The 15,837-nt window shown below is 60.2% G+C and carries 14 protein-coding genes and 1 pseudogene; 8 read left to right on the forward strand and 7 right to left on the reverse strand.

The window, feature by feature from the left end; translation table 11 throughout:
- Window positions 1-20: 20 nt before the first annotated feature.
- Window positions 21-668: a LexA family protein gene (locus tag ACA070_RS20150; RefSeq protein WP_497448054.1), complete on the reverse strand. Its 648-nt coding sequence runs from the start codon at window positions 666-668 to the stop codon at window positions 21-23.
- 129 nt (window positions 669-797) lie between these two features.
- On the opposite strand from ACA070_RS20150, the gene ACA070_RS20155 reads away from it, so the two are divergent.
- Window positions 798-1,136, forward strand: a complete 339-nt coding sequence (locus tag ACA070_RS20155; protein WP_461954819.1) for a DUF6124 family protein — start codon at window positions 798-800, stop codon at window positions 1,134-1,136.
- 484 nt (window positions 1,137-1,620) lie between these two features.
- A complete protein-coding gene (locus tag ACA070_RS20160; RefSeq protein WP_497448055.1) occupies window positions 1,621-2,772 on the forward strand; it encodes a M14 family metallopeptidase in 1,152 nt (383 codons plus the stop codon).
- 43 nt (window positions 2,773-2,815) lie between these two features.
- On the opposite strand, the gene ACA070_RS20165 is transcribed toward ACA070_RS20160, so the two are convergent.
- Complete coding sequence (locus tag ACA070_RS20165) at window positions 2,816-3,361, reverse strand: cytochrome b (RefSeq protein ID WP_497448056.1); 546 nt, start codon at window positions 3,359-3,361, stop codon at window positions 2,816-2,818.
- A complete protein-coding gene (locus ACA070_RS20170) occupies window positions 3,358-4,449 on the reverse strand; it encodes a catalase family peroxidase (RefSeq protein WP_497448057.1) in 1,092 nt (363 codons plus the stop codon). Before ACA070_RS20170 ends, ACA070_RS20165 begins: the two co-directional genes overlap by 4 nt.
- Window positions 4,450-4,607: 158 nt before the next feature.
- Here ACA070_RS20170 and ACA070_RS20175 point away from each other — a divergent pair, with 158 nt between their 5' ends.
- Together ACA070_RS20175 and ACA070_RS20180 are read left to right on the forward strand one after the other, a co-directional pair.
- The gene (locus tag ACA070_RS20175) at window positions 4,608-5,114 is read left to right on the forward strand and encodes an RNA polymerase sigma factor (RefSeq protein WP_497448058.1); all 507 of its coding nucleotides are present in this window, start codon (window positions 4,608-4,610) and stop codon (window positions 5,112-5,114) included.
- On the forward strand, window positions 5,111-5,863 hold the full coding sequence (locus tag ACA070_RS20180) for an anti-sigma factor family protein (protein ID WP_497448059.1): 753 nt from the start codon (window positions 5,111-5,113) through the stop codon (window positions 5,861-5,863). Before ACA070_RS20175 ends, ACA070_RS20180 begins: the two co-directional genes overlap by 4 nt.
- Window positions 5,864-5,998: 135 nt before the next feature.
- Here ACA070_RS20180 and ACA070_RS20185 read toward each other — a convergent pair.
- A pseudogene (locus tag ACA070_RS20185) lies at window positions 5,999-6,649 on the reverse strand (IclR family transcriptional regulator); the annotation flags it as partial.
- Window positions 6,650-6,737: 88 nt separating this feature from the next.
- On the opposite strand from ACA070_RS20185, the gene zapE reads away from it, so the two are divergent.
- Window positions 6,738-7,859, forward strand: a complete 1,122-nt coding sequence (gene zapE / locus ACA070_RS20190) for a cell division protein ZapE (RefSeq protein WP_497448060.1) — start codon at window positions 6,738-6,740, stop codon at window positions 7,857-7,859.
- Window positions 7,860-8,055: 196 nt separating this feature from the next.
- Window positions 8,056-9,363: a leucine-rich repeat-containing protein kinase family protein gene (locus ACA070_RS20195; RefSeq protein ID WP_497448061.1), complete on the forward strand. Its 1,308-nt coding sequence runs from the start codon at window positions 8,056-8,058 to the stop codon at window positions 9,361-9,363.
- Window positions 9,364-9,503: 140 nt separating this feature from the next.
- Here the strand turns inward: ACA070_RS20195 and ACA070_RS20200 are convergent, their stop codons facing one another.
- The gene (locus ACA070_RS20200) at window positions 9,504-10,211 is read right to left on the reverse strand and encodes a YebC/PmpR family DNA-binding transcriptional regulator (RefSeq protein ID WP_497448062.1); all 708 of its coding nucleotides are present in this window, start codon (window positions 10,209-10,211) and stop codon (window positions 9,504-9,506) included.
- Between the two features lie 231 nt (window positions 10,212-10,442).
- Here ACA070_RS20200 and ACA070_RS20205 point away from each other — a divergent pair, with 231 nt between their 5' ends.
- On the forward strand, window positions 10,443-11,771 hold the full coding sequence (locus ACA070_RS20205) for a type VI secretion system Vgr family protein (protein WP_497448063.1): 1,329 nt from the start codon (window positions 10,443-10,445) through the stop codon (window positions 11,769-11,771).
- Here ACA070_RS20205 and ACA070_RS20210 read toward each other — a convergent pair whose 3' ends face one another.
- Both ACA070_RS20210 and ACA070_RS20215 read right to left on the reverse strand, forming a co-directional pair.
- Window positions 11,772-13,163, reverse strand: a complete 1,392-nt coding sequence (locus tag ACA070_RS20210; protein ID WP_497448064.1) for an FAD-dependent oxidoreductase — start codon at window positions 13,161-13,163, stop codon at window positions 11,772-11,774.
- Between the two features lie 10 nt (window positions 13,164-13,173).
- Window positions 13,174-14,499, reverse strand: coding sequence for an MFS transporter (locus ACA070_RS20215; protein WP_497448065.1), 1,326 nt, complete (start codon window positions 14,497-14,499; stop codon window positions 13,174-13,176).
- A 268-nt stretch (window positions 14,500-14,767) separates the two neighbouring features.
- Between ACA070_RS20215 and ACA070_RS20220 the strand changes: the two genes are divergently transcribed.
- On the forward strand, window positions 14,768-15,640 hold the full coding sequence (locus ACA070_RS20220; RefSeq protein ID WP_497448066.1) for a LysR family transcriptional regulator: 873 nt from the start codon (window positions 14,768-14,770) through the stop codon (window positions 15,638-15,640).
- The last annotated feature ends 197 nt before the right edge of the window (window positions 15,641-15,837 follow it).

The following is a 15,837-nucleotide window of genomic DNA, read 5'->3' on the forward strand; positions in this document are numbered from 1 at the left end:
CATTGCGCGGACCGATCTGATTAGAACTTGGCCGTTGCCTGAACGACCACGCCGAGGATTCGGCACTCTTCGGTGAAAAGGGCTTTCGGATACGTCGGATTGAGCGGTACCAGGTAACGCTGCCCGCCCTCTTCGATCAGCTTGCGAAAAATCGCTTCGATGCTGTCCGACCATTGCGCAATCACCAGCTTCCCGGGTTCCGGCACAATGGCCGGGTCCACCAGGATCATCATGCCCTCGGCAATGCTGATACCGCTGGGGGCGGTCATCGCATCGCCGACCACCTCGAGCCAGAAAGCCGCGCCTTGAGCGTGGTAATCGGTCAGTTCGAAACGCGGCTTGCCGTAGACCGATAGCTCACCGTCACGCACCTCGGCAGGCACGCGCCAGTCACTGACCGGGTAACGGAAGTACGGGTTGTACTTGTGCGTCAGGGACATCTCGTCGTCCTGCAGCACTAAAGGCTCCCGAATCACCATCGCCACTTCCAGAAAATCCATCCCGAGCGCCCGCAAGACACGATTCATGTCCTCGATGCTCGGCTGACGGCGTTTATTCAGCCAGTGACCCACGCCGCCCTGGGACATCCCGAGGCGATCGGCGAGTACTTCCTGAGTGACTTTGAGCTCACTCATCTTGGCTTTGACCAACTCAATCCATTTATCCATGGGCGGCACGATACGTGGCGTACTCCAAGCAACAAAACACAAATTGTAGTATTTAAATTCTCGTCACAAATACAGTTCGTACTAGGATTGGTTCACGGATCTGAATCTATCACGGAGCTTGCCATCGCCATGACGTTACCCAGCAATGACCTGTCGGATATGCAAATGGACACCACCCTCACCTCGCCCAAAGGCAACGCCGCCGCGCAAAAAGCCTTGGACTATTACTTGAAACCAACTGTGTCGGAAGCGGTGGTCGAGGAGCGATTTTTTGATGTAAACCCTGCCGTCAGCGGAGAAGAGGCGCTGGTGCATGCGTCGGATCTGTTGCGTTGTGCCGCAGCAACCGCCTACGAGTCGGCCAGCAACCTGCACGGTGCGAGTCGGGACCTGGCCTTTTCGACGGTGCATATGATCGACATGGCCAAGGCGATGATTGATCGTTCTTTACAGGGACAGAGCGTCTGAGTCAGACGCCCGTTTTGAAGAGGACAGGAAAGAATTTTCCAATCGTGCAGATAAAATCATTTGACTTGCAAACGAGAATGATTATTATTGCACCAAGCTGATCGCGAGATCAGTCGATGGACCAAGAGACCTTAGGTCGGTCTCCTGGACTATCTCCTCATCAGGCTAATCACGGTTTTTGACCCGGCTTTTTGCCGGGTCTTTTTTTGCCAGTTATTCTGGCTTTGGCTTCAGGCTAATGAAGTCTTCAGGTGTTGCGAATTCGATTGGCGCGGATGATATCAAAAGCATATCGATTGGCAAGAGAAGCCCGGCATCATTGGCCCAAACTAAAGAAAAATAGCGCTTGAGAATCAATCGCACAGTCTCTAAGCTGCGTCTGCGTCAAGGAGGACGCCCCCCACTTTCCCCCCGCAATTTCCCCCGGTTTTTCCCTTCCTAGCGTGTAAAGTAGCAGCCATAAAATCATATTCAGGAATCGACTATGACCGTGGCTAAATCCTCTTTCGACATCAGCGCAAATTTCGACAGCGGCAACATTGAAGTGCTGGACATCAGCAATCCACTTCAAGCGCTGCTGGCCATCAAACCAGACACCCGCAGCCAGCATTTCCAGTGGTTCCATTTCAAGGCCAGCGGTCTGCATGTCGGTCAGGAGCACTGGTTTCGTCTGAACAATGCCAGCAAGTCTTCATACAACAAGGCTTGGGACGGTTATCAGGCCGTAGCGTCCTACGACCACGTCAACTGGTTCCGCGTACCGACCATTTTCGAAGGCGACTGCCTGCGTTTCAGCCTTGAAGCCACGGCCACTCACGCCTGGTTTGCCTACTTCGAACCCTACAGCCGCGGCCGTCACGACTGGCTGATCGAGCAGGCGCTGACCAAGGCCGGTACTCAATTGCTGGCCACCGGCAAAAGCGCGGAAGGTCGTGACATCCAGTTGTTGCGCAAAGGCACCGGCGCCGAAGGTCAGCGCAAGGTCTGGATGATTGCCCAGCAACACCCCGGTGAACACATGGCCGAGTGGTTCATGGAAGGCGTGATCGAGCGCCTGGAAAAGCACGACGACCCGGTGCTGAACAAACTGCTGGCCAGCGCCGACCTGTACCTGGTGCCGAACATGAACCCGGACGGTGCCTTCCACGGTCACCTGCGCACCAACGCCATGGGCCAGGACCTGAATCGCGCCTGGCAGAGCGCCAGCCAGGAAATCAGCCCGGAAGTGCTGTTCGTTCAGCAGCAAATGGAAGCCTACGGCGTCGACTTGTTCCTCGACATCCATGGCGATGAAGAGATCCCCTACGTGTTCACCGCCGGTTGCGAAGGCAACCCGGGCTACACGCCGCGGATCGAAAAACTCGAAGAGCATTTCCGCAGCCATCTGAAACACCTGACCAAAGACTTCCAGACCAAGCATGGCTACACCCGCGACGAGCCGGGAAAAGCCAACATGACGCTGGCCTGTAACAGTGTCGGTCAGAAGTACGACTGCCTGTCCCTGACCCTGGAGATGCCCTTCAAAGACAACAACGACGCGCCCAACGCACTGACCGGTTGGTCGGGCAAGCGCTCCAAGCAATTGGGCAAGGACGTGCTGACGACCGTTGCCGATATGGTCGATACACTGCGCTGATCACCCTCGATGGCTGCATGCCCGGCATGCAGCCATGACTCATTCAGCCGCGATCCTTCCCCCGCAACATGCTGTCCAGCACATCATCACGCCGCACCCAACCGTGAAATAACGCTGCCGCCAAATGCAGCAGCACGGTCAGAAACAGCAAATACGCCAGATACCCATGAGCCTTGCGCAAAAACGCAAACATCTGCGCATTGGCCGGCAGGATCGACGGCAACTGGAACGAATTGCTGAGCATCACCGGATCCCCGGCCGCCGAGATCATCCCCCAGCCCAGCAGCGGCAAAATGAACATCAAGGCGTACAACAAGATATGCGAAGCCTTTGCCGCCAGTGCCTGCCAACCCGGCAAGTCCGCCGGCAACGGTGGTTGTTGCGTGGAAAAACGCACCACCAGACGCACGATCACGAGCAACAAAATCGCAACGCCCAAGGGTTTGTGCAGATGGATCAGCCATTCATGCCGCTCGGACACCGAAGCGACCATGCCCGCGCCGATAAACAGCATCGCAATGATCATCAGCGCCATCAGCCAATGCAGCAGCCGCGCCAATGGCGCGAAATGGTTCGGTTGAGCGCTCATTGATGAGCCTCCTGTTTAGCATTGGCGGCAGGCAACTGATTGACTTCACTGGTGCGGCGCAGGTAGGAACTGGCGTAACCCGCCGAGCGAGCGGCGAGCAACGGGTCGTCGGAACCTTCGATACCGGCCGGCAATACGAGCGGGTCGTAGTTGATGTCGCGGCACTCGCCATCGAGTTGCGGTTGAGTGCGTTCAAGCACCAGAGTGCCGGCGTTCACGACTTTGCGACCATCAGGCCATGCCTTGCTGGCGTCGTTGACCGGATCACCGGGGTTCGCCAAGGTGATGTTCAACTGCCAACGCAGCGGCCCGGCGGATAAACGCTGCACCAGGTCTTTTTCAAGGAAGTCAGCCCCTTCAGGCGCCGTGGCACCCGCGGCATCCTGAGCAATCGGCGTCATGCTCCAGCGCACCGCTTGCCGCTGTCCTGCTGCGTTCACCAGGTAAAACGCGTTGACGCTGTTGTACGTCTCCGTCGCATAACTGGCCGACGGCTTGGCCGTCTTGATCCAGGCCAGGAACGGCGCAGCTTCCGGGTGAGCGCCAAAGAAAGCCGGAACCGCCGCAGGATTGGGCTTGCCAGTGGCCGGATCCGGCGATTGCGCTTGTTGCAATTGATAGAACGCTTCAGGCGTGCCCACCGGGAACACCGGCATGCTGTTCATCCCGGTGCGCCATTGCTGGCCGTTAGCCTGGGTGAAACGCAACGCCATGCTGCGGATCGGCACGCTGCTGTCAGGTGCGTAGGGATTGCCGGCGGGTAACGCGAAACGCCCGACCACCGGGGTCTGCGCCTCATTGAACACCTGCGCACTGGAATAAGTGCGTGCCTCGCCGCTGCTCTCGAAATGCCCGATCACGCACACCCCTTTGGAGTGATTACGCCGGAACCCCGGGTGCACGCCGTTGTTGGTTTCCAGCACGTTGATCAGTTTTTTCGGCGTCAGACGCTGTGGGTCAAAGGTGCCGTTGACGTAGGCAAAAGCCCCGGCCAACGCAGCAACCACCACAGCAATGCCAGTCAGGCGCAATATCAGGCTTGCGGTACTCAGCGGTGGCCGGGTGGGCGGTGATGAACGATCTACCATGAATGACTCCAGGGCCATCGGCCACAAGTGAGAAGGATCAAGCAGACGAACCGCACACAGCTTTATTCCATCGCGCGGTATTTATTTTTTCAAGCGTGGAATAACCTCGAACGCCGGGCGTCTCCCTAGTCCACAGCGTAGTGACTAGTCAGAACTTCATGAACGATATCGACGAACAACTCAGAGAAATCATTCCCAGATTGCGGCGATTTGCCGTGTCGTTGACACGCAATCCCAGCAGCGCGGACGATCTGGTGCAGTCGAGCCTGGAGCGCGCCCTCTCCAGTTGGGGCGACAAACGCCCTGAAGGTGACTTGCGCGCCTGGTTGTTTTCGATACTTTACCGACAGTTTCTCGACGCCCACCGGCGTTCCCGGCGTTATGCGCGGATGCTCGAATTCTTCACCGGCCGTGACGATGCCGAGCCATCGGTAGAGCGCACCGTGATTGCCCAATCAACCCTGCAAGCCTTCGACCGTCTCACCACTGAACAGCGCGCGCTGCTGCTCTGGGTGTCGGTGGAAGGTTTGAGTTATAAAGAGGTCGCCGAGATTCTCGACGTCCCCACTGGCACCGTGATGTCCCGCCTGTCCCGCGCCCGTCAGGCCCTGCGCCAACTCAGCGACGGCGAAATCACCAGCCCTTCTCTGCGGATACTCAAATGATCAGCATGCCCCCGAGCGAACGCGACCTGCACGCCTACGTCGATCATCAACTCAACGACGCCGACCGACGTCTGGTCGAGACTTACCTGGCCAGCAATCCTGAGACCGCTGCGCAACTGCGCGCCTGGCAGCAGGACGCCCAACAATTGCGCGCGGCCATGAGCGGCGCTTTGCACTATACGGCCAACCCGGACCTCGACCCGGCGCTGATTCGCCAACGCCTGAAACGCCAGTCCCGCCGTCATCTGGCCAGCGCTGCGGTGCTGTTGATTGCGGTCAGCGTGGGTGGATTGAGTGGCTGGCAGGCGCGAGAAATGACGCTGGTCGGCGCGTCACCGCCGATGACCGATGCGATGCAGGCTTACCGCTTGATCGCCCAGCAAGGCATCCTCCCGGCCGACTACAAGGTCAGCGACGACGGCGACATGCAGGGCTGGCTCGACCGTTATTTCACCCACGCCAATCGCCTGCCGGACCTGGCGAGTTCGGGTTACAAACCGGTCAGCGGCCGTTTGCTCAGCACCGAGCAAGGGCCAGCGGCGATGGTGGTTTACGAGGACCAGGGCGGGCACAAGATCAGCTTCTACGTGCGACCGCCTGGGCCGAAAAACAACCTGCTGCCCCGTGGCAGTCGCAGCGATGGCGAGTTGCAGGCCGAGTATTGGTCCGGCGCCGGCTACAACTATGCGATGGTCAGCCCGAGCGATACGCCGGCGGCGCAGATGCTCAAGCAAACCACCCAATTCTGACCCCGACAACAATCCCCTGTGGGAGCGAGCCTGCTCGCGATAGCGGAGTGTCAGCACCATCAATGGCGACTGATACTCCACTATCGCGAGCAGGCTCGCTCCCACAGGGGTTCAGTGGTTATTTGGAGAGTTTGCTCAGCCCTGCCCGAACACTTGCGAAGGCCGACGCAGCAGCGGATCAAACGGATTGATCCGCGGCCCGATCAGCGCCGCTTCGCGCTTGAGCATGTCCACCACCGTCGGCAGACGGTCCGGCCCCAGGCGATCGCTCACCGTGGCCACGCTCAACGCCGCCACAGCCCGCCCTTCCCGATCCAGAATCGGCACTGCCACACCGGCCATGCCTTGCAGCACGCCGGTGTTGCGCCCCGCATAACCCAACGTGCGCACATTCTCGACTTCTGAGCGCAGGAACACCTCGTCGTACAGGTGAAAATCCTTGAGCCGCGGCAAGTTGTAATGGATCACCGTATCGCGCTCCTCTTCCGGCAGAAACGCCAGGATCGCAAGGCTGCCCTGCCCCACACCCAGCGCCACCCGCCCACCGATATCACCGGTAAAGGTGCGGATCGGAAACGGCCCTTCGCTGCGATCCAGACAGATCGCATCAAACCCGCTGCGCGCCAGCAGAAACAACGAATCCCCCAGCGAGGCCGACAGCCGCAACAGCGACGGCCGCACCAGTTCACGCAGATTGCCGGTGTTACCGGCCCGCGCCGCCAGCGCAAAAAACTCCAGGCTCAGGCGATAGCGTTTGCTGCGAGCGTCCTGCTCGACCATGCCTTGACATCACTGGAAGGCAAATCCTACCTTTGGTTACACTACGCCGCCGCAGCTCGGGCAGCCTGCCTGACGATTACGGGGTGACATCACAGTGGCCGTTCGACCGCCCAACCGTTCGCGACTCACACCGCGCTGGCCCACGCTTCGCCGCTTGTTCGGCAAGGCATCCGCTGCACCCGTCAGTGCGTCCGGTCGAGTGATCCACGATTACTTCCGTCACCACGCTCACGCCCAGGGTTACACCCTAAGCCACAGCCAGCAGCGCGTGATCGACTGCATGGCGCAGCACGCCACGGCACTGCTCGGTAAATCGGCAAAGACACTCCCTGGCCTTTATCTGCATGGTGCGGTCGGACGCGGCAAGAGCTGGTTGCTCGACGGGTTTTTCCAGGCCATCCCGATCGCGGAAAAACAGCGCCTGCACTTTCATCAGTTCTTTGCCCGGCTGCACCAGGGCATGTTCAGTCATCGTGATCAGCCTGATGCGCTGGCCGTCACCCTCGATGAGTTGCTCAGCGACTGCCGTGTGTTGTGTTTCGACGAATTCCACGTCCACGACATCGGCGATGCGATGCTCATCACGCGGCTGTTCAAGGCGTTGTTCCAACGGGGCATTCTGCTGCTGGTGACCTCCAATTATCCGCCCGAAGGTTTGTTGCCCAACCCGCTCTATCACGCACGTTTCAAACCGGTGATCGACTTGATCCATGCGCGCATGCAGGTCATGGAAGTCGGCGGCCCCCATGACTACCGCAGCCAGATGAGGACGCACGCGCAGCAGGTGTTTACCCATGGCCGCTACGTCTGGCCGGGCACCGTGGCGCAACGCCAGGCGCTGGACCTGCCGGAACGCGGCGCACCGGCCCTGCCACTGCCGGTCGGCGTACGGCACCTTCAAGCGCGCCGCTGCGAACAACGCACCATCGGTTTTACCTTTGGCGATCTGTGCGAACGCCCCACGGCGGTCATGGATTATCTGGAGCTGTGCCGGCGTTTCGATCACTGGATCATCGACGAGCTGCCCGACCTGGCAGAGTGCTCGATGGCGGCGCAGCAGCGTTTCATCAATTTGATCGACGTTTTGTACGATCAGGACAAGCACCTGACGTTGCTCGGTGAGCGATCGTTGCGCGAAAGCCTGGGGGGCGATGCGATTGACTTTGCGCGGACGCGGAGTCGGTTGGGGCAGTTGGTGGAGGTGAGAGATCCGTAGTTTTTGTGTTGCTGCACCGGCCTTTTCGCGAGCAGGCTCACTCCTACATTAGTCCGCGTCCGCCCAGGTAACTCGGTCAACTGTGGGAGCGAGCCCGCTCGCGATGGCTGCCTCACAGGCGACACACCTTTCCCGCTATCATGTCGCCCATTTCCAGGCCCCCGCGCCCTCCACTCGATCAATAGCGAACCCGTCCATGGATACCCTCGCCCAACTGCGCGCCGGCCAACTCTCGGGCATCACCCGTCTGGATCTGGCCTGTGGCCTGACCGAATTTCCGCAAGAAATCTTCGACCTGGCGGACTCGCTGGAAGTGCTCAACCTCAGCGGCAACGCCTTGAGCAGCCTGCCGGATGACCTGCATCGCCTGACCCATCTGCGCGTGCTGTTTTGCTCGGACAATCTGTTCACCGAACTGCCCGCGTGCCTCGGCCAATGCGCCGCGCTGACGATGATCGGCTTCAAGGCCAATGCCATCGAAACGGTCCCTGCCGCTGCGCTGCCGCCGCTGTTGCGCTGGCTGATCCTGACCGACAACCGCCTGCGTGAACTGCCCGATGAGCTGGGTCAACGCCCGCACTTGCAAAAACTCATGCTCGCCGGCAATCGCTTGCAGCGTCTACCCGAAAGCCTGCGCCATTGCCATCGACTCGAGCTGATCCGCATCGCCGCCAATCAACTGACCGAACTGCCCGAGTGGCTGCTGACCCTGCCGAGCCTGACCTGGCTGGCCTACGCCGGTAACCCGCTGGAAACCGAAGCCGATGCGGCGGCCCTCGAAGCCACGACGAGCATTGCTTGGTCTGAACTGTGCCTGGAGCAACAACTGGGCGAAGGCGCTTCGGGGGTGATTCATCGGGCGTTGTGGGAACGACTGGCGACTCAGGTCGCCGTCAAACTCTACAAAGGCGAAATGACCAGCGACGGTTCACCGCTGCACGAGATGAACGCCTGCATCACCGCCGGCATTCATCCCAATCTGATCCGGGTCGAAGGCCGGATCGTCGGGCATCCCGAACAGCAGGCCGGGCTGGTCATGCAACTGATCGACCCGAGTTACCGCAATCTGGCCGGGCTGCCGAGCCTGGCGTCCTGTACCCGTGACGTCTATGCCGATGACACCCGTTTCAGTGCCGATGTGGCGCTGCGCATGGCTCGCGGCATCGCCTCGGTGGCCGAACATTTGCACCGTCAAGGCATCACCCATGGTGATCTCTATGGCCACAATATTTTGTGGAACGAACACGGTGATTGCCTGTTGGGAGATTTTGGCGCGGCGTCTTTTCATGCGACATGCGACAGCCTGGAAAGCCGAGCGCTGCAACGAATTGAGGTGCGGGCGTTTGGGGTTTTGTTGGGGGAATTGCTGGAGCGGATCGACTCAGGGTTGAGTGATGAAAGGCGCTTGCAGCTGGAGGCATTGCAGCAGCGTTGCTGTCAGCCGGATGTGCTGGCGCGGCCGGGGTTCAGCGAGATAGGACAGGCGTTATCCGCGTCCAACTGAGGTACTAAAGACAAATACAATACCTGTGGCGAGGGAGCTTGCTCCCGCTCGGTTGCGCAGCAGCCGTCGCTTTTGGGACGGCTCCGCCGTCCAGCGGGAGCAAGCTCCCTCGCCACAAATAGAATTACAACCCGTTTGGCTTATCCGGCCAAACCAACAAACATATCCTGCACATCATCATGGTTATCCAGGCCTTCCAGGAACGCCTCGACTTCAGCCATTTGCTCATCGCTCAAACCGGTCACCGGGTTTTTCGGCTGATAGCCCAACTTGGCCGCCAACACGGTAAAACCTTGCTCAGGCAGCGCTTTCTGAACGGCGTCCAGGTCACTTGGCTCGGTCAGGAACAGGGTCGTGCCCTCTTCTTCACCTGGCTCGAAATCCTGTGCACCGGCTTCAATCGCGGCCATTTCCGGATCGGCGTCAGGGCTGTCCGGGGACGCCTCGATCATGCCCACATGGTTGAAGTCCCACGCCACCGAACCGGAAGCGCCCAATTGGCCCTTGCGGAAGGCCACGCGGATTTCAGCGACGGTGCGGTTGATGTTGTCGGTCACGCATTCAACGATCAGCGGCACCTGATGCGGAGCGAAGCCTTCGTAGGTCACGCGATGGTACTGCACGGTTTCGCCCAACAGGCCCGCGCCTTTCTTGATCGCGCGATCCAGGGTTTCCTTGGGCATCGAGGCTTTCTTGGCCTGCTCGACCACCAGACGCAGGTGTGCGTTAGTCGAGAGATCGGCACCATTGCGCGCAGCAATGGTGATTTCTTTTACCAGTTTGCCGAAGATCTTGCCCTTGGCGTTAGATGCCGCTTCTTTGTGCTTAACCTTCCACTGTGCGCCCATTACTCACTCTCTTATCTGTGGCGCCGAGACATCTATTGGCCGACGCTTTGCGCAAGTTTATACGGCCTAAAGTTGGCAATCGACCAAAAATTCCACCCGGCACACCCGCATGACGAATCGACATCTTCACCGGTGCTTGTAGGGCGATTCTGAAAAGTCGATTTGCGGTGACTATAAAGGGCCGTGGTTTCGTACCCTCTGCGCCCATATTCCATGGCAGAAGCGCGTTCGATGCACAACGACAAGGAAAGTCCCTACACCCTGACCCTCCTGGACAGCGGTTTGATTTTGCAGGTGCTGCAGTTCAGTGGCCGAGAAAGTCTTAACCAGCCCTATCGTTTCGAGATCGAAGTGATCGGCCTGGCACCGGCCATGAACCTCGAGCAGTTGCTGCAGCAACCGGCGTTCCTGAGCCTGGGGGATGAAACCGGCATTCATGGCATCCTGCACAGCGCCAGTCGCGAGTATCGTGGCCCGCACCGAGTCGGCTATCACCTGGTATTGGTGCCCTGGCTTCTACACCTGGACCGGCACCCTTGCCGTCGGGTCTTTCATCAACTCGGCGTGCCCGCCATCCTGCGCCAGTTGCTCGCGCAAAACGCGATCCCCGAAGAAAGCTACCGTTTTGAATTGCCGAACGGGCGCTATCCCGTGCGACCGTTTTGCATTCAGTTTGATGAGACCGACCTGGCGTTCCTGCAACGGCTCTGCGAAGAGGAAGGCATCCACTATCACTTCGAACATCAGCGCGACGGCCATGTGCTGGTGCTGGCGGATGACAGCCTGAGCTTCCCCCAGGAACCGCTGCTGATGCCCTTTTACGAAGAATCACCCCATCGCACCCACGCGCCGGTGATCAGTGAATTGTTCCAGCGTCACGCCTCGCCCCCACTCACCGCGTCGCCTGCGCCGCAACAGCTCGAGCGTGAGCAATCGAGTCGTCGATCACTCGAACGCCTGCGCTGTCGACACCGTCAGGTACAGGGGCAAAGCAATCACAGTGATGTGCGCAACGGATGCATCGTGCAAGTGTCGGAACATCCCATCCCGAACTTCAACGATCAGTGGCTGCTGACCGAGATCCGGCATCAAGGCCAACAGCCGTCGATTCTCGCCGAGGACACATTCGACATGACCCGGCGTTACAGCAATCAGTTCAGCGCCATTCCGTGGTCCACGGTGTTCCGGCCCGCGCTCACGCAGGCCAGACCGAGTATTCCGGGTTATCAGACGGCGCGGGTGCTGGGCCCGGTCGGGCAGCCGGCGGTGCTGGATGCACAAGGGCGAATAGAAGTCCGTTTGTGGCCCGCTGCGCAGGCCGATGACGATCAATCCACCGGCCTCTGGCTACCCGTGGCCCTCGCAGCGCCGGACGGTCGGATCGATCCGTCCTGGCTGCCGCTCGCCGGCACCGACGTGCTGATCAGTTTTCTCGACAGCGACCCGGATCGCCCGGTGCTGTGTGCGGCTTCGAGCAACCCGCCAGCGCCTCGACTCGCTCGACCGCCACGGGGCGATGGACGCTTGCTGCTCGATTGGCTGGTCAACCGTCAGGACTGATCAGCCCTTGTCAGCCTTGCCTGCCGCCGCCGCGAACTTGGCCAGACGCACGTCCAGATGCCGCGGCCGGCGCCCGTGATCCTCGGCGCGCTCCTTGCGGCGGATGGCGTTGCGCACCATCAACGAGCCCAGGTAACGAATCGGTTCCGGCGGAAAGTAGCCCAACGGGCCATTCACCAACGGTGAACGGGTCCAGGCGTTGTCCAGCCCCTGAACCATCGAGGCTAGAATCTGCCCGCCCATATGGCACGGGCCGACGCCGCTGCCGGAATAACCGAAACCGTAAAACACGTTACCGCTGTTACTCATCTGGCCGAAGAACGGCAAACCGGTCACCGAGCGGTCCGACGGGCCGTTCCATGTTGCCTCGACCTTGACCTCGGCAAACGCCGGAAAGAACTCGTTCAGGCTGTGCTGCAACAAACCGGCATACGGTGACGGTTGATCGAACACCGGCAACATTCGCCCGCCGTAGGCAAAGGTGTTGCCACCCTTGCCGAGCATGATTCGGCCGTCCGGGGTGTTGTGGTAGTAGTGCACGAAAATCCGCGAGTCCAGCACCGTGACGCCGCTGGTCAAACCGATTTCGTTGAGCAGGTCGGGCCGGGGCTCGGTGATCAGCATGTCGCTGGACACGATCGCCACGCTGCGCTCGAACTGTGGGAACGCCCGGGCCATCCAGGCGTTCATGGCCAACACCACCCGGTCGGCGCGGATGGTGGCGTTGGGGGTTTGAATCCCCGCAGGCCGGCCCTCCTCCAGGCCGGTCATCGCGGTGTTTTCATGAATCCTCACGCCCAGTTGCAAGGGGACCCGGCGCAAACCGCGCACCAGCTTGCCCGGCTGCACACTCGCGGCGGCCGGCGAAAACCAGCCTTCCAGGTGTTTGCTGGAACCGGCCATGCGCTGAACATCGGCGACCGGCCGTTGCGTGAAGGAGTTGATGCCGTTGCGCTCCAGCGCCGCAATCACCGCATCGGTCGAGCCGCATTGGGCGCGGTTGGTGGCGGTGTAGAGCGTGCCATCGAGGCGGTAGTCGGCGTCCACTCCGTACTGCTCGCAGAAAGTGCCGATGGCGTAAATACTGCGCTCGGATTCCTTGACCAGCCGCACCGCTTCCTCGACACCGAACAACCTTTCCAGCGTGAAGTACTTGGCCGACCAGGACAGCGCACAACCACCGTTTCGCCCGCTGGCGCCGGCCCCGCAGATGTCCGCTTCGATCAGTAGCACATCCAGCTCGGGGTTCTGCTCCTTGAGCATGATTGCGGTCCACAACCCGGTATAGCCACCGCCGACGATGCACACGTCGGCGCGGGTATCCCTCGCCAAAGGTTCGCACGGCGCGCAGGACTCCGCCTCCAGCGCCTGTTCCAGCCAGAAAGGTCTCATCGGTTACTCCTCAGGTACGCAGGGGTTTTACGGTCATTGCCTGGTTAGGCACGAAAGCGCTTTTGATCAGCAGGCCAGCCGGACGGCTGTTCCAGTGGGGGATCAGCACCAGGGCGGAGAACAAGGCGCAGCCGGCGAAGACGATGAACACGGTGACCGAGTCGAAGTAGCCCGGCAGCAAGCCGCCGAGAATCGCCCCGACCGAACCGCAACCGTTGACGAACCCGGCGGCCGTGGCGCCCGCCTTGGCGGTGCCGAAATCAATCGCTGCCGCGCCGCTGATCATCGAATCCGGTCCGTACAGGGTCAGGCCCATGACGAACAGCAGCGCCACCACCAACAACACGCTGCCGGTGTGCAGGGCGCCCATGAACAACGCCAGGGAAACGGTCAGTGCCAACAGACTGATCACGCAGGCCGGCATGCGTCGGGCGCCGAACAGTTTGTCCGAGGCCAGGCCGAGCAGGATCGGCCCCAGCAACCCGGCAAGCTCGAACGCAGTGGGAATGATCGCCGCGCCCACCTTGCCCACCGAGGGCATTTGCTCGAAGACGATCACCGGCCCCCAGAGCAGAATCGCGTAGCGCGCAGGTTTCAAGAGAAAGTACGCCAGGCCCAGGACGAGCACGGTGCGGTTGCGCAGAATTTCTTTTAACGGTTCCAGCATGCTGATCTTGCTTTGCGCTTCCGCCTCTTGCACCGTCAGTTGCGGCTCCGGTTCCACCGCCGGCAAACCAACGTCTTCGGGTTTGTTGCGCTGAAAAATAAAAAACAGCACGGCGACCAGCCCAACCACCGCAGCACTGGAAAAGAACGCCGCATGCCAGGTGCCGACCAGCGTATACGCCCACCAGCCAGCAAACGGCGAAGCCACCAATCCACCAAAGGCATAGCAGGAACTCCACAACCCCAGCACCCGCCCGCGCTGTTCGGCGGGAAAGAAACTGCCGAGGTTCTTGCACAGCCCGGACCAGCCGGTGGACTGGGCAAACCCTTGAATCAGCATGCAGGTAGCGAAGATTGGCAACGTCGCGAAACTGCCCATCACCATGGCTGCCGCTGCTGAAATCAGCAACCCGCCAAACACCACGACCCGCGGACCAAAGCGGTCGGCCAGGATGCCCCAGGCGAATTGACCGATGGCGTAGGCCGTCAGGTAGATGGCGTCGAGGTTGGCCATGGCCATTTTGTCGAGCATGAAGGTGGGGTCTTCGGCGATCCCCAGTTTGGCCACGGAAAAGGCTTTGCGGGTGAAGTAGAAGGCGGCGTAGGCGAGCCAGGTGATCGCGAAGATCTGCACGCGCCAACGCTTGATGGTGCCGATGGAGTTGTTCATTGTGGTTCTGACCTCAGGGTGTGAGTGTGCCGGCAGAAATTGAGAAATAACGCCTGTTTTTTTATTGTTGAGCACTTCGATACCGCTGCTTCCCTGAGGCGATACCGGTCAGATGAGGCCTGCCACTGCACGCACAGGCTCATGGCCACCGGCGCTGTTCGACTGACCAGTCACCGGGGCTGAGGTCGATAAAAACAATTACTGATTAATAAGTGAAATCGATTTATCGTATTTCCAATATAAGCTCAGCTTGTTACTGGAGGTTTCGATGTCGGTTTCCCACGCCCAACTCAAAGCCTTCCATGCCGTGGCCGTCCACGGAAGCTTTACCAAAGCTGCCGAACGGCTTTTTCTCACGCAACCGGCGATTTCAGACCAAGTGCGCAAGCTCGAAGAACGCTTCGGGGTGTTGCTGTTTCACCGCAACAAACGCTCGGTGCGCCTGACGGATCTGGGCGAGCGCTTGTTGAGCATTACCCAGCGGTTGTTCGTCATAGAGGCCGAGGCGCAGGAGCTTTTGCATGACTCCAGGGCCTTGCAGACCGGCAGCCTGATTCTCGCGGTGGATGCGCCGGTGCATGTGCTGCCGCAGATTGCGCGCTTCTGTGAGCGCTACCCCGGCATCAGCGTGAAGATCGAAACCGGCAACACCGACGAATCGCTGTTTCGCCTGTTCAACTATCAGGCCGACCTGGCGCTGCTGGGCCGGGAGGTGAGTGACGAGCGGCTGATCTCGCTGCCGCTGCGCAATGACCCGATGGTGGCCTTCGTGTCTCGCAATCACCCGTGGGCGGATCGCGAATCGATCTGTCTGGCGGATTTGCACGACACGCCGCTGGTGCTGCGGGAAATCGGTTCGGTGACGCGCCAGACACTGGAAGAGGAAATGGCTCAAGCCGGGTTTTCCATTCGCCCGGCGATTCAGGTTGAAGGCCGGGAAGCGGCGCGTGAGGCGGTGGTCGTGGGGATCGGCGTTGGTGTGGTGTCCGCCGCCGAGTTCGGCGCGGATTCCCGGGTGTGTGCGTTGCCGATTACGGATTGCACACGGCGATTGACGGAGACGCTGGTGTGCTTGCGCGAACAGAGTTCGCGGCGGGTGGTGGCGACGTTTCTGGAGATGGTTCGCGAGAGCCTTGCTTAGGCAGGTCCGGCCTCATCGCGAGCAGGCTCGCTTGTATGTTTAGACTTGAAGGGGTGGGCGGGACTACAGACTCGATTCTGACTCTGACCAGTACAGACCGTGGGAGACTTCTCGTCCCGCCCCTTCTACCCAAAGCGCCGATAAGGAATTCATCGGTAAACCGACGATAGAGACAAGCCAGCGCAACGGTAGACCCC

It is taken from the genome of Pseudomonas sp. LBUM1678, assembly GCF_059695575.1.